The following is a 21,487-nucleotide window of genomic DNA, read 5'->3' as shown; positions in this document are numbered from 1 at the left end:
GTTCGGCATCGAGCCGGAGCAATTGCTTTTTTCCGAGGCGCCGAAACTGCTGGACGCGCTGTGGATCGCCGAGGAGGCCGCCCGCATGACGGCCTTCGCCGCGGTCATCCTCGAAATCCGCGGCAGCCCGCGGCTTCTCGACCTCACCGCCACGCGCCGGCTACACGCCCGCGCCCAGAATGCCGGCCGTCCGCTGCTGTTGCTGCGCCAGGCCGGCGAGGCCGATCCAACCGCCGCCCCGGTGCGCCTCATCGTCTCGGCGGCGCCCGCGGCGAACCGCGAGACGGTCGCCGGACCTCTCGCCGGCTCGATCGGCCGCCCTGCTTTCAAGGTCGAGATCGGCAAGAGCCGCACGGCCCTGCCCGGACAATTCACACTGGAGTGGAACCCAAATGAGCACGCTTTTGCGGAAAGAACAGAGAATCCTGTCGCTGTGGTTCCCGCATCTCAGCGCGGAGCGGATCCTGCGCCAGCGTCTGGGGCGGTCCTGGCGTTCCCGGCCGTCGGATCACCTGCCTCTGGTGATCAGCCATCGCGACAACAACACCCAGCGCATCGCAGCCCTCGACGAGCGGGCTGAGGCGCTGAAGCTGAAGCGCGGCATGGGCATTGCCGATGCCCGCGCCATGCACCCCTCGATCGATGTGGTCGAGGCCGACCCGGAAGCCGACCGCCGCCTGCTCGAAGGCCTTGCCGACTGGTGCGACCGCTACACGCCGCTGGTGGCGATCGACGGCGAGGACGGGCTGTTCCTCGACGTCACCGGCTGCACGCATCTGTTCGGCGGCGAGCGCGCCATGCAGGACGAGATCCTCACCCGCTTCTTCCAGCAGGGTTTTGACGTCCGCGCCGGCCTGGCCTCGACGCCGGGCGCCGCCTGGGCGGCGGCGCGCTTCCACGGCAACCGCATCATTGCCGGCGGCGAGGAGGAGGCGCTGCTGGCGCCGTTGCCACTGTCGGCGCTGCGCATCGCGCCGGAGACTCGCGCCCTCCTGGAAAGCGTGGGCCTGCGCACCGCCGGCGCCGTGATGGCGGCGCCGCGCGCGCCGCTCGCCCGCCGCTTCGGCGCTACTCTGCTTCTGCGTCTCGACCAGGCGCTCGGCCGCCTCGACGAGGCCGTGTCGCCGCGCCTTCCCGTCGCGCCGCTCTCGGTCGAGCGCCACCTTGCCGAGCCGGTCATGCTCACCGACGATATCGAGCGGCTCATAAGCCGGCTTGCCGTCGCTCTGAAGACCGACCTCGAACGGCGCGGCGAAGGCGCAAGGACGCTGGCGCTGTTTCTCTTTCGCGTTGACGGCGCCGTCAGCCGCATCGCCGTCGGCACCTCGCGCCCGATGCGCGAGCCACGGCTGATCCAAAGACTGTTCCATGAGCGGCTCACCGCGTTGGAGCAGAATATCGACGCCGGCTTCGGCTTCGACCTCGTGCGGCTGTCCGTGCTGTCGGCCGCCGCCTTCGACTTGGTTCAGGGCGACCTCACCGGCGAGGCGGATGATGAGGACGCGGACATCGCGCTGTTCGCAGACCGCGTCCGCGCCCGCCTCGGCGAGGCCGCCGTGCTGAAGCCGGTTGTCGTCGAGAGCCATCTGCCGGAGCGCGCCGTCAAGAGCGTGCCCTTCGCCGAAGCGCCGCAAAGGCGCGCGCCGGCGACCGGACGGACGGCGCCACCCCGAACAGCCCCGCCGATGACCATCTATCCGCCGGAGCGGCCGGTGCGCCTGTTCCGCTCGCCCGAGCCGATCGAGGTGCCGGCGACCGAGATCCCGGAAGGACCGCCGATGAATTTCCGCTGGCGGCGCGCGTTCTACCGCGTCGCCCGCGCCGAGGGGCCGGAGCGCATCGCCGCCGAATGGTGGCGGCAACTGCCCGGCGAGGAAGAGGCGCCGACCCGCGACTATTATCGCATCGAGGACAGCGAGGGGCGCCGCTACTGGCTCTACCGCCAAGGTCTCTACAGCAGCGCGCCCCAGGCCGCGCCACCGCGCTGGTATATGCATGGGGTGTTCGCATGAACGCGCTGACCGCCATCCCCTATGCCGAGTTCGGCATAAGCTCGAATTTCTCCTTCCTGCGCGGCGCCTCGAAGCCCGAGGAGCTGGTGGTCACGGCGAAATTTTACGGTTTTGCCTCGATCGGCCTTGCCGACAGGAACACGGTAGCCGGCGTCGTGCGCGCCTGGCAGCAGGCCAAGGTGGAGAAGATGGCCTATCATCCCGGCTGCCGCCTGGTGTTCGGCGACGGCACGCCGGACATCCTCGCCTATCCCCGCGACCGCCAGGGTTGGGGGCATCTGTGCCGTATGCTGACCCAAGCCAATCTGCGCGACGAGACCGAGAAGGGCGCGACATTGCTCGAGCTCGACGACCTGCTCGAATGGGGCGATCGGATGTCGCTGGCGGTCCTGCCCAATCTGTCCGGCGGCGCGGAAGGCAATCTGGAATTTATTAGCCGGCTCAAAGATAGTTTCGGCGCTGCGCTCAGATTGGCCGTGACGCCGGATTATGGCGGCAATGACTGCTTCCGCATCGAGCAGGCGGCTGCGATGGCCGACCAGGCGCGCGTCCCGCTGATGGCGACCAACGACGTGCTCTATCATGCCGCCGAGCGCCGCCCGCTGCAGGATGTGCTGACCGCGATCCGCCTCAACACGCCGGTTTGCGAGGTCGGGCTGGAGCTGACCGCCAATGCCGAGCGCCATCTGAAGCCGCCGCTGGAGATGGCGCGGCTGTTCCGCCGTCACCCTGAAGCGCTGGCCGAGACGCTGCGTTTCGCCGACGAATTGTCCTTCTCGCTCAGCGACCTCGAATACAACTACCCGGACGAGCCGACCGAATCCGGCCTCGGGCCGCAGGCCGAGCTTGAGCGCCTGGCCCGCGAAGGAGCGGTCAGGCGCTATCCGGCCGGCGTTCCCGAGTATGTGCTGGAACGCATCGACAGCGAGCTCGCGCTGATCGAGCGCCTGAACTATGCGCGCTATTTCCTGACCGTCCACGACATCGTCAAATTCGCCCGAAGCAAGGACATCCTCTGCCAGGGCCGCGGCTCTGCCGCCAATTCGATCATCTGCTTCTGCATCGGCATCACCGAGGTCGGCCCCGAGCGCATCGACACACTGTTCGAGCGCTTCATCTCGGAGGAGCGCAACGAGCCGCCTGACATCGACGTCGACTTCGAGCATGAAAGGCGCGACGAGGTCATCGCCTATATATACGAGAAATACAGCGCCAAGCGCACGGCGCTTGCCGCCGCCGTCATCAGCTATCGCGGCCGCTCCGCCTTGCGCGAGGTGGCCAAGGCCATGGGCCTGTCGGAGGATGTGCGCAGCGCGTTGTCGAGCACCATCTGGGGCTGGTCGACCTCCGAGCTCGGCGAAAGGGAGGCCAATGCCGGCGGCCTCGACCGCACCGATCCGCTGTCGCGCCAGGTGCTGGAGCGCGCCAACGAGATCATGGGTTTTCCCCGGCACCTTTCCCAGCATGTCGGCGGCTTCGTCATCACCCGCGACCGGCTCGACGAGGTCGTGCCCATCGTCAAGACGGCGATGGAGGAGCGCAAGATGGTCGAGTGGGACAAGGACGATCTCGACGCGGTGAAGATCCTCAAGGTCGACGTGCTGGCGCTCGGCATGCTGACCTGCCTGAAGCGCGCCTTCACCTTGCTCACCGACCATTATCCGCAAGCGCGGGATCCGTTCGGACGGCCTTACGTGCTCGCAACTCTTCCCGAGGAGCACGAGGACGTCTACGCCATGATCCAGAGGGCCGACACGCTCGGCGTCTTCCAGATCGAGTCGCGCGCGCAGATGTCGATGCTGCCGCGTCTCAAGCCGGAAAATTTCTACGATCTCGTCATCGAGGTGGCGATAGTGCGCCCCGGCCCGATCCAGGGCGATATGGTGCATCCCTATCTGCGCCGGCGGCAGGGCAAGGAGGCGGTCCATTACCCCAGCCTGGAGCTCAAGAAGATCCTCGGCAAGACGCTGGGCGTGCCGCTTTTCCAGGAACAGGCGATGAAGATCGCCATCGTCGCCGGCGGCTTCAGGCCGGGCGAGGCCGACGAGCTGCGCCGCGCCATGGCGACCTTCAAGCGCACCGGCACGATCGGCAATTACCGCCAGCGCATGATCGACGGCATGGTCGGCAATGGCTACGACAAGGAGTTCGCCGAGCGCTGCTTCAAGCAGATCGAAGGCTTCGGCGAGTACGGCTTTCCCGAAAGCCACGCCGCCTCCTTCGCGCTCCTGGTCTATGCTTCCTGCTGGTTCAAGACCTTCTACCCGGATGTCTTCTGCGCCGCGATCCTGAATGCGCAGCCGATGGGTTTCTACCAGCCGGCCCAGCTTGTGCGCGACGCGCGCGACCATGGCGTCGAGGTGCGCGAGGTCGACATCAATCATTCCGTCTGGGACTGCACGCTGGAGGCCACCGCCTTCGATCCGTCCCGCATCCTCGAGCGCCACGCCTCGATACGCGGCGTCATCGAGACGGCGCATGCCGTCCGCCTCGGCTTCCGCCAGATCAAGGGCCTGTCCGAGGAGCGCATGGATGTATTAGTGGCGCAGCGCGGTGACGGTTATCGATCGGTCAGGGATATCTGGCTGCGCTCAGGCCTCGATGTCGGCGAGATCGAAAGACTGGCTGAGGCCGACGCCTTCCGCTCGATCGGCCTGGACCGCCGCGCCGCGCTCTGGGAAGTCCGGGCGCTCGACGGCAGGAGCGCCGCCGAGAAGCTGCCGCTGTTCGACCAGCCGTTGCTCCGCCTGCGCGAGCTGGAGCCGGAAACGAAACTGCCGAAAATGCCGCTCGGCGAGCATGTCGTGCATGACTACCGCTCGCTCGGCCTGTCGCTGAAGGAGCACCCAGTCGCCTTCCTGCGCGAGCGGCTCACCCGTGCCGGCATCACCCCCAACGCCCAGCTGCCGTCGGTGCGCGACGGCCGCCGCGTCTCCGTCGCCGGCCTCGTGCTGGTCCGCCAGCGGCCGGGCAAGGGCAACGCCATCTTCCTTACGCTGGAAGACGAAAAATCGATCGCCAACGTCATCATCTGGCCGCGCGTCTTCGACCGCTTCCGCCCGGTGGTGATGGGCGCCCGCTTCATCCGCGTCACCGGCAAGCTGCAGCATGAATCAAACGTCATCCACATTGTCGCCGACCGGATCGAGGATTTGACCTCCTGGCTGAGCGTGCTGCTGGAGTCCGCCAATCGCCCCGTCATCGAGCATCGGCCCACCGAGTCTCCGGCTCGGCCGGAGCGCCCGGCAAACCGTGGCCTGCCGGTCCGTCAGGACGTAGAGGCCCTATCAGGTGCCGCGCAACAGGTCATGCCAAAGGGACGGAATTTTCAGTAGCAGCAATCTCCAGAACAATACCTAACACGGCGGAGCGAAAAACGCCTTCGTCATCCACGGGCGGAGCAAGGAGCGTAGCGACGCAGCGCAGACCCGAGGATCCATGCCGTTACCCGCGAGCGCCGCTACGGTGCAGAATTCTGCTCCGTCGCACTTCGTGGCCAACGTCACGGCATGGATCCTCGGGTCTCCGCGACGCCGCTTCGCGGCTGCTCCGCCCCGGGATGACGACGTAAGGAACGTCCCGCCAACCTCGAAAGTTCGCGGCATTCTTTCGGAGGCGGCGGCGGGGGTAGAAACCTACGACGGCCCGCCGAGCCGCGGCGGCGGTGGCGCCAGCATGTCCTCGGCCGAGATCGTGCGCGCCTCCGAAGGCAGCATGATCGGAATCCCGTCGCGCACCGGATAGGCGAGCTTCGCCACCCGCGAGACCAGCTCGCTGCGCTCGGGGTCCCAGGTCAGCGGTCCCTTGGTCAGCGGGCAGGCGAGCAATTCAAGAAGCTTCGGATCGACCTCGGCTTTTCGTCCGTCACGTCCGTCCGCCATGAACCCGTCCCCGTATCGGCAAACTACTGCAAGCTGGACCCGAACTCGTCATCCTCGCGCGCTAGCGTCATCTCGGTGATGGCGATCAGCGTTTCGGCGCGCGTCTTCAGGTCCGGCGCTTCCAGGAGCGCCTGTTTCTCGGCCGGCCCGTAGGGCGCCATCATCGACAGCGCGTTGACCAGCATGCCGTTTTCGGCGCGGCTGACGCTTTCCCAATCAGCCTCGAGGTCGTTGGCCTGCAGATAGGCGCGAAACGCCTTGAGCAGCGCCGGCCGGTCGATCTCGGCGGCGGCCGGGTCCTCCTCGAGGTCGGCCAGGAACGGCATGATCTTGCACTGCCGGAACGGCGCCTTTGCCGCGAGCTCCTGCACGATGCGGAACCGGCACACGCCCTGCAGCGAGATCAGGTAGCGGCCGTCGCCCGTCTCGGCGAGCGAGATGATGCGCCCGGCGCAGCCGACGCTGCACAGCTCCGGCTCGCCATCGTCGCGCAAGGCGCCGTCGAGGCTCGGCTGGATCATGCCGATCAGCCGCGAGCCGGCCATCGCTTGGTCGATCATCTGCAGATAGCGCGGCTCGAAGATGTTGAGCGGCATGCGGCCGCCGGGCAGCAGCAGCGCGCCGGCGAGCGGAAACACCGGGATTGCCGGCGGCAGATCCTTGGCCAGCCGGTAGAGTGCGTTACCAACGCGCACCGCGACCCTCCCGAAGCAACGCCGGCAAGCGCATCACCCTGCAATCTCCTCTCGCACCCTCTTGATCGGCACAGCCCTTATCTGGCGCTGGCACTCCTCCGCTCAAGCCTGCCGGCCGCGACAGCCGGCAAAAAACTTTTGAGCTCAATTCCAGGAAGCAGCGGTTTCCGCCCGGAATTGCGCAAAGCCAAGCCTAGAGCAATTCCAGGAAAAGTGTGAAACGGTTTTCCGCTCGGAATTGCGCCAGGACAATCACTTGCAGCGTTTCGCGATTCTGCGAAACGCCGAAATGCTCTACGAGAACAGCAGCGACGACAACTTGCGGCGTGCCGCCAGCGTCGCCTCGTCGGTCATTCCCCAGGCCTCGAACAACTTCAGCAGCTGCGCCCTGGCGCCGTCGTCGTTCCAGCTGCGGTCGGCCTTGACGATCGAAAGCAGATTGTCGGCGGCCGCATTGCGATCGCCGCGCGCGTTCTGGATCATCGCCAGATCGAAGCGCGCCTGATGGTCGGCTGGGTTGGCGGCGAGCCGGCGCTCGAATTCGGCCGGATTGCCGAGCGCGGCCGCTTCGGCCGCCAGCGTCATCTTGGCGCGCAGCGCGGCGAGCGCCGGCGCGTCCTTCTTGTCCTCGGGCGCCCGGGCCAGAACCGCCTCGGCGCCTTCCGCGTCGCCGGCATCGAACAGGATTTCGCCCAAGCCGGCGATCGCCTCCAGCGTCTGCGGCGCCTGCTCGAGGATCGCGTCATAAATGTCGGCCGCGGTCTGCACGTCGCCGGCCGTGCGCGCCTCGGCGGCTGCGGCCAGCGCGTCGGCGATCTGCGGCGCGCCGCCGCCCTTGCCGCCGACCTTCTGGATGAACTGGTTGATCTGGCTTTCGGGAATGGCGCCCATGAAGCCGTCGACCGGCTGGCCGTCCTTGAAGGCGATGACCGCGGGGATCGACTGGATGCCGAGCTGGCCGGCGATCGAGGGGTGGTCGTCGATGTTCATCTTGACCAGCTTGACCTTGCCGCCGGCTGCCTGCACCGCCTTTTCCAGCTGCGGCGTCAGCTGCTTGCACGGCCCGCACCATGGCGCCCAGAAGTCGACCAGCACCGGCTGGCGCCGCGATTCCTGGATGACGTCGGCGGCGAAAGTCGCGGTGGTCGTGTCCTTGATCAGGTCGGCCGCCGCCGGCGCTTCGCCCAGCGAGACCTTGGGGCGGTCGCCGCCGCCATATTGCACCGTCTGGGCGTACTGGCCGCCATTGCCGCCGAACGCGCCGCTATACGGATTGTTGTCGCTCATCGTGTGCCCTTTCGGTCGCGCTTTCAGGCGCGTCATTGTCGGATTTTGGAACCGCCTTCCATGTGGCGATCAAGCCCTGACTTTCAAGATTGTGAGACTTTCAGGATAACAGGATCGTGGCCGGTTGCCTCGACGAATCTGATCAGATCGGCGGCGGCGATCGAGGTCGTCGCCTCATTGGTCAGCGGATGGCCGTTGATGACGTCGTGGCTCATCAATTCCTGGTCGAGCACCACCTTGACCTTCCCTTCCCTGTCGTTGATCAGGCCGAAGACGGTGACCGCGCCGGGGATGACGCCGAGCAGCTCCATCAGCATCTCGGGTTTGCCGAACGACACCCGGCTGGCGGCGCCGATCAGGTGATGGATCTGCTTCAGGTCGACGACGGCTTCCTCGCCGACGGTGACGAGGAAATAATTGTCCTTCTTGTCCTTGAGGAACAGGTTCTTGGTGTGGCCGCCGGGAATCTCGCCGCGCAAAGACTGCGAATCGGCGACGGTGAACAGCGGCGGGTGCCTGACCGTCGAGACGGAAATGCCGAGATCGGCAAGAAATTCGTTGAGCTCGGCTTCGGTCTTCGGCATCGGTCCTCGCGCGGTCGAATAGGGCTCATGCCGTTTACGGCCAACGATGCCATCGGGGCAAGGCCGCAGGGGCAATTCCGGGAAAGGCGCGCGGAAGCGCGGAAGCTTTGAGCGCGGATTGGCGATCGCCCCGGTTCCGCGCCGCTTCGATGCTTTCGAAGCGGATCTCGCCGCACGAGAAAATTCACTCCAAAAAGACCGTCATTTCCCTGTTGCAATCGCCGCGCTCTTCGGCCATATAGGCGCGGCTTGCGGCCCAAGGCCGCGCGAGCGGGTGTAGCTCAGGGGTAGAGCACAACCTTGCCAAGGTTGGGGTCGGGCGTTCGAATCGCCTCACCCGCTCCAGTTTCCTCTACCGAGGATCAAGCAAACGAAAAGCCGCGGACCGCCGCGGCTTTTTCGCGTCTGGACCATTTGATCTTCTTGATCTTCGGAGCTTCCCGGATTGCCGGGGAAGTGACGAAATCTGCCGCCGGCAGTTGGCGCGGGTCATACGGGAAGTGCCGTCATCCATCAGACTTGGGTCGCATGCCAAAGGGACTGTAGAGCCTCTTTTGCAGGGCGCCTGACAACTATATGTTGAGTGAAAGTGCCGGAACTAAATCCGGCCGGGCAGTTTCGCGGGCCGCAGTTCCCGCGAGTCGTTGCGTTGGGGCATACTAGATCAAAGAACGTCGGCCATGAGGTTCACAGCCTTACGGGATCCGTGCGGCCAATGGATGGTATATGACCTGCTTTCGGGTTATCCGGCGCAGGTCGGGGACATATTGTTGCTCGGCCTGAGCCGCGAGGAGGCCGAGCGGCTTGCCGGACAGGCGGATCAATCGGCGCCGCGGCCATTTCGTCCGTATTGCAGCCATTTATCGATACTCTTCCGTTCCGATCCGGAACGATCGGACTCGTCGGAGATTTAGATGCGCCGACCGAGGGAGCGCCGATGAGGTTCGCAGCGATGCAGGATCCGTGTGACGACTGGCTTGTCCATGATCTGGCTCTCGACCTCCCGGCGGAGAGGGACGGCCGGGTGCTGATCGGGCTGACGCGTGGCGAAGCCGAGCAGCTTGCCGACCAGGCCAATGCCGGTATCGGCGGGCTGGCGGGCGATTCGCCGGTTCCCTTCGCCAGCGTCGCCTAAGGACGCGGGCCGCGGCGCCGCGATTCAACCCCAGATCACATCGGATAACATTTGCGTGCCAACGCATTTCAACGTTGTGCCGGCTTCCATATGTCCTTCCGGGGGCCGAGAAACGCCGGCGGTGAGTGGCCTGCACCGCGACACGACGCGACTGGACGGCCCGTTTTGGAAAGCGGGTTTACCGCTTCCTCCATCCCGAGGAGATGTCATCATGCGTTCTTTCATCCCAAAGATCATTGCGGCCGCCGCGGTCTTCGCGGCCATACCGCTTTCGAGCGCATATGCCGTGCACCGCCACCATAGAGCGGCGGTCGACACCACAACCACGGCATCGGTGCCGGCGGACCCGGAAGCGAGAGTTGCGACGCAGCAGCTGCTTGGCGTGAAACAGGGTATCCGTGTGGCCAGGCAGGCCGGCAAGATCACACAGGATCAAGCCCGCGACCTGATGCGGCAAGCGGACGCCATCCAGCCCACCCGAGGCCGTTCGGCGATCGGGCAGATCAACCAGTTGGATCAGCGGCTTCAGAATGCCTCCGGCCAAGGGACCTATATCGGCAGCGGCGGCGATGGCGGCTATTATCCGAACGGCTGACGAGCCGAGCGCTCTTCGTAAAAGCGGCCGCCGGTGTGATCGAGCCCTGCCGGGCCTCACACCGGGGCCCCACCCCGCCAAGGCGGAGATAACGCCCGCGGACCGCCGACCGTCCTGAGACTCACGGATCTGTTATGCCAGCCGCGCCCTTGTCGTCCGCGGCGTCGCCAGCAGTAGGCTGGTCTCGCTGCCCGTGATCCCGGGGATCAGCCTTATCCGGCGCAGCACCGCGTCGAAATCGGTGAGCGAGGCGGTGCCGAGCTCCACCACGAGGTCCCAGCGGCCGTTGGTGGTGTGGATGGTGGAAACCTCGGGAAGGCCGCCAAGCGCCCGGATGACGCGGTCGGCGGCATGGCCCTCGATCTCGATCATCATCACGCCACGTATCCTCTGATCGACCGCGTCGGCGCGCAACACCACCGTGTAGCCGATGATCTCGCCGGACTTTTCCAGCCGCTCCATGCGCGCCCGGACCGTGGCGCGCGAGACGCCGAGGTCGACGGCGAGATCGGACACGCTGCGCCGCGCATCGTGCCGCAGCAGCGTCACCAGTCTTTCGTCGAGTGCGTCCATGATTGCCCATCTTGGTCAAACTGGATGTGCAGAATGATAGACCATTCTTCTCGAAATGCCAATTTCGCCTGTTCAAACCGCCAGCGCCTGATGATCCAATCAGCCGATCAATCGTAAGGGCTGAAGAAATCATGCGCTGCAGGATCGTCGGCGCGCCGGTGCAGGACGGCGCGGGCAGGATGGGATGCGAGATGGGGCCGAGCGCGCTGCGCACGGCAGGTCTCGTCTCGGTGCTGGCCGAGCTTGGCCATGAGGTCGAGGACTGGGGCACGGTCGAGAAGGCCGCGGCGCGACCGGTGATGGTGCACGGCAACCTCGCGCTCAAGGCGCTGCCGGAGATCTCCGCCTGGACCGCGGCGATCGCCGAGACCGCCTACGCTGCTTCCAGGGACGCCGTGCCGATCTTCCTCGGCGGCGACCATTCGATCTCCGCCGGCACGGTGTCCGGCGTGGCGCGCCGCGCTGCCAAACGTGGCCGGCCGCTCTTCGTGCTGTGGCTCGACGCGCATCCCGATTTCCACACGCTCGACACCACCACCAGCGGCAATCTGCACGGCGTGCCGCTCGCCTATGCCAGCGGCCAGGCCGGCTTCAAGGGTTATTTCCCGGATCTGCCGCAGGCGGTCGACCCGGCCCGCATCTGCGCCATCGGCCTGCGCAGCGTCGATCCGGCCGAGCGCCGCGCGCTCGCTGAAGCCGGCGTCACCGTGCATGACATGCGCGCCATCGACGAGCACGGCATCGCGCCCTTGCTGCGCGCTTTCCTCGCCCGGGTCGAGAAGGAGAACGGGCTCTTGCATGTCAGCCTCGACGTCGATTTCCTCGACCCGTCGATCGCGCCGGCCGTCGGCACCACCGTTCCCGGCGGCGCCACTTTTCGCGAAGCGCATCTGGTGATGGAGATGCTGTCCGACAGCTGCCTTGTGTCCAGCCTCGACCTGGTCGAGCTCAACCCGTTCCTCGACGAGCGCGGCCGCACCGCGACACTGATGGTCGACCTCACCGCCAGCCTCATGGGCCGCCGCATCATGGACCGACCGACCCGCAGCCATTCCGGGAGCCTCTGATCATGACCCAGCCTTCGCGCCTCGCCATCGTTCCCTTCGTCAGCGTCGACCGCATGATGAAGCTGGTGCTCGCCATCGGCGTCGAGCGCTTCCTGACCGAGCTCGCCGCCTATATCGAGGAGGATTTCCGCCGCTGGGAGCTGTTCGACAAGACGCCGCGCATCGCCTCGCACAGCCATGACGGCGTCATCGAACTGATGCCGACCAGCGACGGCAAGATGTACGGCTTCAAATATGTCAACGGCCACCCGAAGAACATGCGCGAGGGCCGCCAGACCGTCACCGCCTTTGGCGTGCTGGCCGATGTCGGCTCCGGCTATCCGATGCTGCTCACCGAAATGACCATCCTGACGGCGCTGCGTACCGCCGCCACTTCCGCCGTAGCGGCAAAATACCTGGCGCCCAAGGGTTCGCGCGCCATGGCCATCATCGGCAACGGCGCCCAGTCCGAGTTCCAGGCCATTGCCTTCAAGGCATTGCTCGGCATCGATAAGCTGCGGCTCTACGACATCGATCGTTCGGCGTCCGAAAAATGCGCCCGCAACCTGGCGGCCAAGGGTTTTGACATCACCATCTGCGCGACGGGGCAGGACGCGGTGGAAGGCGTCGACATCATCACCACGGTGACCGCCGACAAGCAGTACGCCACCATCCTCACCGACAACATGGTCGGCTCCGGCGTCCACATCAACGCCGTCGGCGGCGACTGCCCCGGCAAGACGGAACTCCACCGCGACATCCTGTTGCGCTCCGACATCTTCGTCGAGTTCCCGCCGCAGACGCGCATCGAGGGCGAGATCCAGCAGCTCGACGCCGACCATCCGGTGACTGAGCTGTGGCAGGTGATGACCGGGAAGGCAAAGGGCCGCAAGGCGCCCGAGCAGATCACGCTGTTCGATTCCGTCGGCTTCGCCACCGAGGATTTTTCGGCGCTGCGCTACGTCCGCGACCAGCTCCAGGCCACCGGCCTCTATGAGGAGCTCGACCTGCTCGCCGACCCCGACGAGCCGCGCGACCTTTTCGGCATGCTGGAGAGGGCGGCCATGCAGCCGGCGGCGTGAGCGTAATCTCCCCCCTTGAGGGGGAGATGGCCGGCAGGCCAGAAGGGGTCGGTCCGACTGGGCTCAGCTTGCTTCTACAGATGGAGGTTGGCGCTTCACGCGCAGCGACCCCCTCTGTCGCCTTCGGCGACATCTCCCCCTCAAGGGGGGAGATTACGCACTACCCCCGCGCAGCGCAGCTCTCCCGTTCGACCAGCACCGGCGCCAGCACCTCGCGCCTTGACGGCGCTTCCGGTTCGCCCAGTCTTTCGAGCAGCAGGCTCACCGCGCGCGTGCCGATCTTTTCGACCGGCTGCGCGATGGTCGTCAGCGGCGGCCAGGTGGTGACGGCATAGGGGATGTCGTCGAAGCCGACCATCGAGATATCGTCGGGAACCCGCAATCCGCGCGACCGCAGCGCCGTGACCGCGCCCATCGCCATCAGGTCGTTGCAGGCGAACACCGCCGTGATGTCCGGCGCCTGCGCCATCAGCTGCTCCATCGCCAGGCGCCCGCCGGCGAAATGATAGTCGGAATCGACGACCGACGAGGCCGGCAGCGCGAGGCCCGCCTCTTCAAGCGCCCGCGCGAAACCGCGCAGCCGGGCCGGGCTGGAGCTGGAATCGCGCGGGCCGCCGATGACGCCGATCTTTTCATGCCCAAGCCCGGCCAGATACCGGCCGGCGAGATAGCCGCCATGGTCATGGTCGACCAGCACCGAATCGACATTGACCGACTGGATCTCGCGGTCGAGCAGCACCGCCGGCACGCTGGGCAAGAGGCGGGCGAACACCCGCGCATGGTCGGACGAGCCGGCGAAGATCAGCCCGTCGATCTGCTTGGCCATCAGCACCGAGAGATAGCGCTCCTCCTTTTCGGCATTGCCGTCGGAGTTGCACAGGATCACCGTGTAGCCGGAGACGAAGCCGGCATCCTCGATCTGCCGCGCGACGCTGGCGAAGAACGGGTTTGAATTGTCGGGCAGCAGCAGGCCGATGGTCTTGGTCTCGCCGCGCCGCAGACTCCGCGCCACCGAGTTCGGGCTGTAGCGCAGCGCCGTGATCGCGGCGCGCACGCGCTCGGCCGTTTCCGGCTCGACATGGCGGGTATGGTTCATCACATGCGAGACCGTTGCGACGGACACCCCGGCGTGACGCGCAACATCGGCAATCGTCGTCATAGGCCCTGGTCCCGGTGGCTTCCGAGAGCGCTTTAGCGTGGAGTCGCTAACCCGCTCCATCTTCCTGCGCAATTCCGGACTGAAAACCGCTACGCACTCTACTGGAATCGATCAGGCGGATCTTCTGCACTTACTCGGTACGCGTCTAGGATGACGGCAGGCACGACAACAAGGTAATTGTCGTTGACGCCAAACCGCCGCAGCCGATGCCCGAGCCTTCCGTTCACTCCGCAATCGGTTACGCAACCGATTACGCATAAAGGAAGCCCGCAGTTTTGGCGAGTGTCAATATCCGGAAGCAGCTGCCGAGGGCACCATTTGAAGTGCTGCCTGCGCCTGTGCCTGGGGGGCCGGCGCCGCCCCTCATTGTCCTGCCGGACATTTCTCCCCGTATAGTGACGGGGAGAACGACGCCGCCGCGAATGGTTTCGCCAATCGCCAGCGCTGCAGAACAAGCACCCAGGCCGCGGCCAGCTCCTTCTCCCCGTCACTATACGGGGAGAAGGTCCCGGCAGGGGATGAGGGGCGGCGCTAACGTCGGCGGTTTGGCGCCCGCAGGCCTGTCATAAAGTCAAGTGTTGATCATCATCGCCGGCATGATACCACCGCCCAACCGCCGTCACCGCCAGCCGAGCGCCGGCGCGACGTGCTTCAGGATCGACTCGATGACATGGGCATTGTAGTCGACGCCGAGCTGATTGGGCACGGTGAGCAGCAGCGTGTCGGCCTCGGTGATCGCCTCGTCTTCCCTGAGCTGCTCGACCAGCTTGTCCGGCTCTGCCGCATAGGTGCGGCCGAACACGGCGCGCTTCTCCGGCTCGATATAGCCAAAGTGGTCCTCGCCCTCGCTGCCGCCGAAATAGGCGCGGTCCATGTCATTGACGAGGGCAAAGATGCTGCGGCTGACCGAGACGCGCGGCTCCCGCGCGTGGCCGGCTTCCTTCCAGGCGGCGCGATAGGCTCTTATCTGCTTGGCCTGCTGGACATGCAGCGGCTCACCGCTCTCGTCGAATTTCAACGTCGAGCTTTGCAGGTTCATGCCGAGCTTGGCCGCCCACACGGCGGTGGCGTCGGTCGCCGCGCCCCACCAGATGCGATCGCGCAAGCCGGCCGAGAAGGGCTCGAGCCTGAGCAGGCCGGGCGGATTGGGGAACATCGGGCGCGGATTGGGCTGGGCAAAGCCCTCTCCGCGCAACAGGTCGAGGAAGATTTCGGCGTGGTTCCGCGCCATGTCGGCGTCGCTCTTGCCCTCTTGCGGCACGTAGCCGAAATAGCGCCAGCCATCGATCACCTGCTCGGGCGAGCCGCGGCTGATGCCGAGCTGCAAACGCCCGCCGGCGATGAGGTCCGCGGCGCCCGCATCCTCGGCCATGTAGAGCGGATTCTCGTAGCGCATGTCGATGACGGCGGTGCCGAGCTCGATCCGCCTGGTCTTCGCGCCCGCCGCGGCCAGCAGCGGGAACGGCGAGGCGAGCTGCCGGGCAAAATGGTGGACGCGAAAATAGGCGCCGTCGGCGCCGAGCTCCTCGGCCGCGACCGCGAGGTCGATCGACTGCAGCAGCGCGTCGGCGCCCGAGCGCGTGCCCGATTGCGGCGAGGGCGACCAATGCCCGAAGGACAGAAATCCGATCTTCTTCATGTGCTCCGTTCCTGCTGGAGCGGCCCATCGGCCGCTCAAATGCCTTGTTGCTCCCGCAGATAGCCAGGGCAGCGCCGCGATACAACGGACACCGAACGGATACAGACCGTCAATGAGTTCTTCGAAATGCTCCGCGCCCCCGCACCATGCGGAACCAGATAAGCTCATCTCCGCATTCTCGCCGCTGCCGGAGCGCTATATCGTTCCCGCCGATCGTGATTCCTGGACGATGCCTTCATGCATGGCCTGACGCCGATACTGTCCACCGTGACGGCCGCTTTCCTGGCCTCCCTCGTCGAGGTCGTCGAAGCCTTCACCATCGTACTCGCCGTCGGGGTGACGCGCAGCTGGCGCCCGGCGCTCTCCGGCGCTGCCCTGGCGCTCGCCCTGCTGGCGGCGCTGGTGCTCGTTTTCGGCCCGCTGCTGGCGCTCATCCCCATCGCCGTCCTGCAATTCGTGGTCGGCGTGCTCCTGATCCTGTTCGGCATGCGCTGGCTGAGGAAGGCGATCCTGCGCAGCATCGGCCTCATCGCGCTGCATGACGAGGAGCAGGCCTTTTCCAAGGAGACGGCGATGTTGCGGCGGCAGGCCGGCGACCGCCGTGCCGATTATCTGGCCGCCGTCGCGTCCTTCAAGGCGGTGCTGCTCGAGGGCGTCGAAGTGGTGTTCATCATCATTGCCGTCGGCGCCGCGCATGGCCAGACGCTTTATGCCGGCCTTGGCGCGCTGGCGGCCTTCGTGCTGGTGATGCTGATCGGCCTTGCCGTGCACCGGCCCCTGGCGCGCGTGCCCGAGAATTCGCTGAAATTCGTCGTCGGGCTGATGCTGACCAGCTTCGGCGTGTTCTGGACCGGCGAAGGCCTCGGCGCCGAGTGGCCAGGCGCCGACCTCGCTCTGCTCGCCATCTTTGCCGTCATCGCCGCCGCATCCTTCGCCATAATGCACTGGCTGCGCGGCGCCTATCCGGCTGCCGCCAAGGGAGTTGCCCGGTGATCCGTCTCGTCTTCAAGGAACTCGTCGGCATGTTCGTCGACGACGGCAATCTTGCGCTGCTGGCGCTGATCCTGATCGCGCTGATCACCGCCGCGGTGAAACTCCTGGGGCTGCCGCCGCTCGTCGGCGGCATCCTGCTCCTTGCCGGCTGCCTGGCGATTCTCCTGCAAAGCACACGCCGCGCCGCGCGCGACAAGGCGCGCTGAGGGGGGCCATTCCGGTGAAGCCCCGTAACCGCTGGAGATCGGCGAAGCCGCCTCAGCCTCGTCATTCCAGGGCGGAGCAGCCGCGAAGCGGCGTCGCGAAGACCCTGGAATCCATGCCGTTACCGTGATCGAAGGGCGCAGCGGAGCAGAATTCTGCACCGTTGCAACGCCTAAACATCACGGCATGGATCCTCGGATCTGCGCTGCGTCGCTTCGCTCCTTGCTCCGTCCAAGGATGACGACGGGACGACCGTTTCGGCTAACGTCCAAGGCATGCTGCCTGCATGGCCCACCGGGAACTAGTAAACAGTGAAAAGCGTCGGCAGGTGGCCGCTGAGGCGGGCATACTCGACCGCCTCGATCACCGGAAACAGAGCCAGGAAATAGAGCCCGTCGCGGAACGTGTTCCTCAGCGCGCCCGTCGAAAACAGCCACTGCGCCTCGTCGCGGTAGAGCAGCGGGTTCGGCCAGAAGGACGGCGTGCGTTCGGCATAGGCTGCGTAAGCCGCGCCAAACTTGCCGCCGAGATACGCGGCCTCCTTGCGCGCGGTGAACCGGAAGACGAGGAAGCTTGCCAGGCCGAGCATCGCGGCCGCCAGCACCGAGCCGAACATCAGCCCGATACCGACCGCGCCGACGGTCGAGAAGAAATAGAGCGGGTTCCGGGTCATCGAGAACGGGCCGGACACGATCAGCTCGTCATTCTTCCTGCCGCCGACGAAAAGGATGCTCCATAGACGGCCAAGGAAGCAGGCCAGCACCATCGCGAAGCCGATCGTCTCCAGCGCTTCATGTCCGTTCGATCCTTCGGCCAGCGCCGGTCTGCTGAAGACAAGCAGGATGACGGCAAGCACGGCGGCCACCTGCACGACGATCAGGCGCTTGTGCTGGTCGAACGCTTTCGGCGCCGCTTTGAGGGACGTGTAGGCCATTCTTTCTCACCGCTCCGGCGCCGAGACGGACGCCGAACTTTCTCTAGCTCTTCCGCCGGGCGATGACGAGACCCGGCGGATGTTTTTGGCCGACCTTACGAATTTGTAAGGACGCGGACAGGCCGCGGTGAATTTACCCGCCTAGCCTGACTGCCACGGGTTGTCGGCTTGAACGGAGCGCCGACGACCGGCTCTTACCGGATGACAGCCATCGCAATGACCATGACAGCCAACGAATACGGGTCCGAATTGAACCGGGTCCCGGAAGTCACCCTCGATTTCTGGCTGATCAAAATCATGGCGGTGACCATGGGCGAGACGGCGGCGGACTATCTGGCCGTCAATCTCGGTCTCGGCCTTACCGTCACATCGCTGATCATGAGCGGCATTCTCATTGTCGCGCTTGTCCTGCAATTCGCGCAGAAGCGTTACGTGCCCTGGGCCTACTGGCTGGCAGTCGTCCTGGCCAGCGTCGTCGGCACCCTGGTCACCGACAACCTCGTCGAGAATTTCGGCGTGCGGCCGGAGACGACGACCATCATCTTCTCGGTCGCCCTCGCCCTGACCTTCATCGCCTGGTACGCCAGCGAGAAGACCCTGTCGATCCACACCATCTTCACCACCCGGCGCGAGATCTTCTACTGGCTGGCGATCCTGTTCACCTTCTCGCTCGGCACGGCCGCCGGCGACCTGGTCGCCGAGCGCTTCGACCTTGGCTATCTCAACACTGGCCTCATCTTTGGCGGTGTCATCGCGGCGATCGCGCTGGCCTGGTTCTTTCTCGGCCTGAACGGCATCCTCGCCTTCTGGCTCGCCTATATCCTGACCCGGCCGTTCGGCGCCTCCTTCGGCGACCTGCTGGCGCGGCCGGTCGAATATGGCGGCATGGGCTTCGGCACCACATTCACCAGCCTCACTTTCCTCGGCTCTATAGTGGTCCTCGTTCTCTATATGACGCTGAAGAAGATGATCGAGGAAGACGAGCAAGCCCTGCTTGATTAGAGCACTGCACAGGGATTTTGACCGGTCGGCTCTGTTTGCGGTGGCAGGTGGCATGCGTCGGAGATTGGCCGGAACGCCCATCGCGATCGTCATTCCAGGGCGGAGCAGGAGCGAAGCTCCGTCGCGAAGACCCTGGAATCCATGCCGTTACCTTCGCCAAGGCGTGCAACGGAGCAGAATTCTGCACCGGGGCGGCGCTTCCAAGTCACGGCATGGATTCTATGGTCTGCGCCGCGTCGCTTCGCTCCTTGCTCCGCCATAGAATGACGAGGTTGGGGCGGCTTCGAACCGTCGTGCTCGTCGCTAAAACGGCTCTCGCAAAAATGTGTAGCGGTTTTCGGTCTGCAAGCGCGTAAAAACAGATGGTCGGTCCGGAGCCGCATGAAGAGAGACTATCAGCCAAGAAAAAGCCGCAGCCGGCGCCGCCATGCCGGCAAGGCTGCGGCGGCAAGGACAGCACGGGACGATGCGACTTCTGCTTGTTGAGGACGATCCGAGAACCGCCGACTATATCGTCAGGGGGCTGACCGAGGCCGGCCATGTCTGCGATCTCTTGCGCGACGGCCATGACGGCCTCTTCGCCGCGACCCGCAACGCCTATGACGTGATCATCGCCGACCGCATGGTTCCCGGCCTCGACGGCCTGTCGATGATCAAGGCGGTGCGCGCCGCCGGCATCCATACGCCGGCTATCTTCCTGACCTCGATCGGCGGCGTCGACGACCGTGTCGAGGGCCTGGAGGCGGGCGGCGACGACTATCTGGTCAAGCCCTTCGCCTTTTCCGAGCTGCTTGCCCGCATCCATGCGCTCGGCCGCCGGCCGGCGGCGCAGGAGCAGAAGACGGCGTTGCGCGTCGCCGACCTGGAGATGGACCTGATCCAGCGCCGCGTGACCAGGCAGGGCCAGCCGATCGACCTGCAGCCGCGCGAGTTCAGCCTGCTCGAGGTGCTGATGCGCGGCGAGGGCCGCGTCATCACCCGCACCATGCTTCTGGAGCGCGTCTGGGATTTTCACTTCGACCCCAAGACCAGCGTCGTCGAGACGCATATCAGCCGGCTAAGGGCCAAGGTCGACAGGCCCTTCGACGTTCCGCTGATCCACACCGTGCGCAACACCGGCTACAGCCTGCATGTTCCGGCCTGATCCCGCATCCGCGATTGCCGGGCGACCAGGCGCCTTCGCGCGCGCATGAGCGAGAGGCGCTCCAGCCTTCTGCGCAGCACGCCGTTCAGGCTGGCGCTGACCTTCGCCTTCCTGTTCCTGCTTGCCTTCATCCTGTCCGGCGCGGTCGTCTATCAACTGATGAGCGCCTCGCTTGCCAGGCAGCTCGATCAATCGATCAGGGAGACCTATTCGCTCATCGCCGCGACCCATGCCGAGAGCGACGAGGAGGATCTCGTCTCCACCGTCAGGGACCATGCCCAGTTCAGCCAGGACAAGGACGAGATCTTTTCCCTCACCGATAAGGCCGGCAACCGCCTCGCCGGCGATTTCACCGCCTCCGGCCTGCCGGACGGGTTTTCCATGTTCGCAGCCGACTTGCCGGGTGTGCCGCCAGGTACCGGATATCGCGCCTATTCGGGCACGGTCGGCGATAACAATTTGACCGTCGCCTTCTCGCTTTCGGAAACCGAGGATCTCGAACGGATCGTGCTGATGAGCTTCGGCTGGGCGACGCTCGCCATCACCGTTCTGGCGATCGGCGGCGGCGCCGTGCTTGCCTCGCGCGTCCAGCGGCGCCTGGATGGCATCGCCAGCACCATGGTCGACGTCTCGCACGGCCTGCTCGATGCGCGTATTCCGCTGATCGGCAGCGGCGACGACATCGACGCCGTCTCCGCCCAGGTGAATGCGGCGCTCGAGCGCCTGTCGGGCCTGGTCGACGGCATGCGCGAGGTGAGCGCCAATATCGCCCATGACCTCAAGACGCCGCTCAACCGGCTGCAGATGATCCTGGAGCAGGCCGCCGACAAGACGGCATCGGGCGAGGATGTCTCGACCGAGCTGACCGACGCCCGCATCGAAAGCCAGCAGATCAACAGCACCTTCGACGCGCTTCTGCGCATCGCCCAGATCGAAGCCGGAGCGCGCAAGGCCCGCTTCGTCGACCTCGACGTCGGGCCCATCGTCGAGACCATCGGCGACGTCTATGCCGATGTCGCGGAGGATGACGGCAAGTCGCTGTCGACGAGCGTCCTTCCGGATACGAAATGGTATATCCACGGCGACCGCGACCTGCTGATGCAGATGCTCGCCAATCTTGTCGAGAACGCGCTCAGGCATTGCCCGCCGGGCACCGCGATCGGGCTTTCGGTGACCAGGGAAGGTGGCGACGTCCTCATCCATGTCCGCGACAATGGCCCGGGCATTCCGGCCGAGGAGCGTGAAAAGGTGTTCCGGCGGCTCTACCGCCTGGATGCGAGCCGCACGACGCCGGGCAGCGGCCTGGGCCTCAGCCTTGTCAAGGCTGTGGCCGACCTGCATGGCGCCGCAATAACGCTTGAGGATTGCAAACCAGGTCTCGGCGTGATCGTCAGCTTCCCGGCGGTTCGAGTTCCGGAAGCCTGAGGCGGGACCCCGACCCCAACGTCGTCATTCTAGGGCGGAGCAAGGAGCGGAGCGACGCGCGCAGACCCTAGAATCCATGCCGTAACATTAAAACGTT

General features: G+C 65.6%; 19 protein-coding genes, 1 tRNA gene and 1 pseudogene. 13 read left to right on the top strand and 8 right to left on the bottom strand.

What is annotated here, in order from left to right; all coding sequences use genetic code 11:
• From EOA23_RS36495 to EOA23_RS16740, 3 genes and pseudogenes are all read left to right on the top strand, one after another.
• Positions 1 to 580: pseudogene (locus EOA23_RS36495) on the top strand (hypothetical protein); the annotation flags it as partial.
• Entirely contained in the window at positions 522 to 2,012 is a 1,491-nt protein-coding gene (locus tag EOA23_RS16745; protein WP_127304949.1) for a DUF6504 family protein, read from the top strand. The pseudogene EOA23_RS36495 and the gene EOA23_RS16745, both read left to right, overlap by 59 nt.
• Positions 2,009 to 5,347, top strand: a complete 3,339-nt coding sequence (locus EOA23_RS16740) for an error-prone DNA polymerase (RefSeq protein ID WP_127304948.1) — start codon at positions 2,009 to 2,011, stop codon at positions 5,345 to 5,347. Before EOA23_RS16745 ends, EOA23_RS16740 begins: the two co-directional genes overlap by 4 nt.
• Before the next feature lie 300 nt (positions 5,348 to 5,647).
• Here EOA23_RS16740 and EOA23_RS16730 read toward each other — a convergent pair whose 3' ends face one another.
• The 4 genes from EOA23_RS16730 to EOA23_RS16715 form a co-directional block, all read right to left on the bottom strand.
• On the bottom strand, positions 5,648 to 5,893 hold the full coding sequence (locus EOA23_RS16730; protein ID WP_042645365.1) for a Trm112 family protein: 246 nt from the start codon (positions 5,891 to 5,893) through the stop codon (positions 5,648 to 5,650).
• A gap of 23 nt (positions 5,894 to 5,916) precedes the next feature.
• Positions 5,917 to 6,588, bottom strand: coding sequence for an LON peptidase substrate-binding domain-containing protein (locus EOA23_RS16725; RefSeq protein ID WP_126063591.1), 672 nt, complete (start codon positions 6,586 to 6,588; stop codon positions 5,917 to 5,919).
• Positions 6,589 to 6,882: 294 nt separating this feature from the next.
• The gene (gene trxA, locus EOA23_RS16720; RefSeq protein WP_127304947.1) at positions 6,883 to 7,875 is read right to left on the bottom strand and encodes a thioredoxin; all 993 of its coding nucleotides are present in this window, start codon (positions 7,873 to 7,875) and stop codon (positions 6,883 to 6,885) included.
• Between the two features lie 83 nt (positions 7,876 to 7,958).
• Positions 7,959 to 8,459, bottom strand: a complete 501-nt coding sequence (locus tag EOA23_RS16715; RefSeq protein ID WP_127304946.1) for a prolyl-tRNA synthetase associated domain-containing protein — start codon at positions 8,457 to 8,459, stop codon at positions 7,959 to 7,961.
• Positions 8,460 to 8,729: 270 nt separating this feature from the next.
• Between EOA23_RS16715 and EOA23_RS16710 the strand changes: the two genes are divergently transcribed.
• From EOA23_RS16710 to EOA23_RS16700, 3 genes are all read left to right on the top strand, one after another.
• Positions 8,730 to 8,804: transfer RNA gene (locus EOA23_RS16710), tRNA-Gly, on the top strand.
• A 592-nt stretch (positions 8,805 to 9,396) separates the two neighbouring features.
• Positions 9,397 to 9,594, top strand: coding sequence for a hypothetical protein (locus tag EOA23_RS16705; RefSeq protein ID WP_127304945.1), 198 nt, complete (start codon positions 9,397 to 9,399; stop codon positions 9,592 to 9,594).
• A 211-nt stretch (positions 9,595 to 9,805) separates the two neighbouring features.
• Positions 9,806 to 10,189, top strand: coding sequence for a hypothetical protein (locus EOA23_RS16700; protein ID WP_127304944.1), 384 nt, complete (start codon positions 9,806 to 9,808; stop codon positions 10,187 to 10,189).
• 132 nt (positions 10,190 to 10,321) lie between these two features.
• Here the strand turns inward: EOA23_RS16700 and EOA23_RS16695 are convergent, their stop codons facing one another.
• Positions 10,322 to 10,762, bottom strand: a complete 441-nt coding sequence (locus tag EOA23_RS16695; RefSeq protein ID WP_095820631.1) for an Lrp/AsnC family transcriptional regulator — start codon at positions 10,760 to 10,762, stop codon at positions 10,322 to 10,324.
• Positions 10,763 to 10,893: 131 nt separating this feature from the next.
• Here EOA23_RS16695 and rocF point away from each other — a divergent pair, with 131 nt between their 5' ends.
• Entirely contained in the window at positions 10,894 to 11,829 is a 936-nt protein-coding gene (gene rocF / locus EOA23_RS16690; RefSeq protein ID WP_127304943.1) for an arginase, read from the top strand.
• A gap of 2 nt (positions 11,830 to 11,831) precedes the next feature.
• Positions 11,832 to 12,890 carry an ornithine cyclodeaminase gene (locus tag EOA23_RS16685; RefSeq protein WP_126063585.1) on the top strand — a complete coding sequence of 353 codons (1,059 nt, stop codon included), beginning with the start codon at positions 11,832 to 11,834 and terminating at the stop codon, positions 12,888 to 12,890.
• Between the two features lie 160 nt (positions 12,891 to 13,050).
• Here the strand turns inward: EOA23_RS16685 and EOA23_RS16680 are convergent, their stop codons facing one another.
• Entirely contained in the window at positions 13,051 to 14,049 is a 999-nt protein-coding gene (locus EOA23_RS16680; protein WP_126063584.1) for a substrate-binding domain-containing protein, read from the bottom strand.
• 619 nt (positions 14,050 to 14,668) lie between these two features.
• Entirely contained in the window at positions 14,669 to 15,688 is a 1,020-nt protein-coding gene (locus tag EOA23_RS16675) for an LLM class flavin-dependent oxidoreductase (RefSeq protein WP_127304942.1), read from the bottom strand.
• Positions 15,689 to 15,925: 237 nt separating this feature from the next.
• Here EOA23_RS16675 and EOA23_RS16670 point away from each other — a divergent pair, with 237 nt between their 5' ends.
• Both EOA23_RS16670 and EOA23_RS16665 read left to right on the top strand, forming a co-directional pair.
• Positions 15,926 to 16,681, top strand: a complete 756-nt coding sequence (locus EOA23_RS16670; protein WP_127304941.1) for a COG4280 domain-containing protein — start codon at positions 15,926 to 15,928, stop codon at positions 16,679 to 16,681.
• Positions 16,678 to 16,887 (top strand): hypothetical protein, encoded by a 210-nt coding sequence (locus tag EOA23_RS16665; protein WP_127304940.1) that lies wholly within the window; start codon positions 16,678 to 16,680, stop codon positions 16,885 to 16,887. The genes EOA23_RS16670 and EOA23_RS16665 overlap by 4 nt, the downstream gene beginning before the upstream one ends.
• A 299-nt stretch (positions 16,888 to 17,186) precedes the next feature.
• Here the strand turns inward: EOA23_RS16665 and EOA23_RS16660 are convergent, their stop codons facing one another.
• Positions 17,187 to 17,819 (bottom strand): isoprenylcysteine carboxylmethyltransferase family protein, encoded by a 633-nt coding sequence (locus tag EOA23_RS16660; protein ID WP_127304939.1) that lies wholly within the window; start codon positions 17,817 to 17,819, stop codon positions 17,187 to 17,189.
• A gap of 201 nt (positions 17,820 to 18,020) precedes the next feature.
• On the opposite strand from EOA23_RS16660, the gene EOA23_RS16655 reads away from it, so the two are divergent.
• From EOA23_RS16655 to EOA23_RS16645, 3 genes are all read left to right on the top strand, one after another.
• A complete protein-coding gene (locus EOA23_RS16655) occupies positions 18,021 to 18,821 on the top strand; it encodes a hypothetical protein (RefSeq protein ID WP_245474210.1) in 801 nt (266 codons plus the stop codon).
• A 466-nt stretch (positions 18,822 to 19,287) separates the two neighbouring features.
• Positions 19,288 to 19,965, top strand: a complete 678-nt coding sequence (locus EOA23_RS16650) for a winged helix-turn-helix domain-containing protein (protein ID WP_127304938.1) — start codon at positions 19,288 to 19,290, stop codon at positions 19,963 to 19,965.
• A gap of 45 nt (positions 19,966 to 20,010) precedes the next feature.
• Positions 20,011 to 21,390 carry a HAMP domain-containing sensor histidine kinase gene (locus tag EOA23_RS16645; RefSeq protein WP_127304937.1) on the top strand — a complete coding sequence of 460 codons (1,380 nt, stop codon included), beginning with the start codon at positions 20,011 to 20,013 and terminating at the stop codon, positions 21,388 to 21,390.
• Positions 21,391 to 21,487: the final 97 nt, after the last annotated feature.

This window comes from Mesorhizobium sp. M2A.F.Ca.ET.042.01.1.1 (genome assembly GCF_003997405.1).
Classification (GTDB): Bacteria; Pseudomonadota; Alphaproteobacteria; order Rhizobiales; family Rhizobiaceae; genus Mesorhizobium.
Note: the sequence above shows the minus strand (reverse complement) of the source record. Positions and strands in the feature narration are given on the sequence as shown.

Coding starts and splice junctions, on each gene's coding strand:
- trxA (WP_127304947.1), bottom strand. CDS start 7,875: ATGAGCGACAACAATCCGTATAGCGGCGCGTTCGGCGGCAATGGCGGC.
- rocF (WP_127304943.1), top strand. CDS start 10,894: ATGCGCTGCAGGATCGTCGGCGCGCCGGTGCAGGACGGCGCGGGCAGG.
- EOA23_RS16645 (WP_127304937.1), top strand. CDS start 20,011: ATGAGCGAGAGGCGCTCCAGCCTTCTGCGCAGCACGCCGTTCAGGCTG.
- EOA23_RS16680 (WP_126063584.1), bottom strand. CDS start 14,049: ATGACGACGATTGCCGATGTTGCGCGTCACGCCGGGGTGTCCGTCGCA.
- EOA23_RS16685 (WP_126063585.1), top strand. CDS start 11,832: ATGACCCAGCCTTCGCGCCTCGCCATCGTTCCCTTCGTCAGCGTCGAC.
- EOA23_RS16740 (WP_127304948.1), top strand. CDS start 2,009: ATGAACGCGCTGACCGCCATCCCCTATGCCGAGTTCGGCATAAGCTCG.
- EOA23_RS16675 (WP_127304942.1), bottom strand. CDS start 15,688: ATGAAGAAGATCGGATTTCTGTCCTTCGGGCATTGGTCGCCCTCGCCG.
- EOA23_RS16730 (WP_042645365.1), bottom strand. CDS start 5,893: ATGGCGGACGGACGTGACGGACGAAAAGCCGAGGTCGATCCGAAGCTT.
- EOA23_RS16650 (WP_127304938.1), top strand. CDS start 19,288: ATGCGACTTCTGCTTGTTGAGGACGATCCGAGAACCGCCGACTATATC.
- EOA23_RS16670 (WP_127304941.1), top strand. CDS start 15,926: ATGCATGGCCTGACGCCGATACTGTCCACCGTGACGGCCGCTTTCCTG.
- EOA23_RS16655 (WP_245474210.1), top strand. CDS start 18,021: ATGACAGCCATCGCAATGACCATGACAGCCAACGAATACGGGTCCGAA.
- EOA23_RS16705 (WP_127304945.1), top strand. CDS start 9,397: ATGAGGTTCGCAGCGATGCAGGATCCGTGTGACGACTGGCTTGTCCAT.
- EOA23_RS16695 (WP_095820631.1), bottom strand. CDS start 10,762: ATGGACGCACTCGACGAAAGACTGGTGACGCTGCTGCGGCACGATGCG.
- EOA23_RS16700 (WP_127304944.1), top strand. CDS start 9,806: ATGCGTTCTTTCATCCCAAAGATCATTGCGGCCGCCGCGGTCTTCGCG.
- EOA23_RS16660 (WP_127304939.1), bottom strand. CDS start 17,819: ATGGCCTACACGTCCCTCAAAGCGGCGCCGAAAGCGTTCGACCAGCAC.
- EOA23_RS16715 (WP_127304946.1), bottom strand. CDS start 8,459: ATGCCGAAGACCGAAGCCGAGCTCAACGAATTTCTTGCCGATCTCGGC.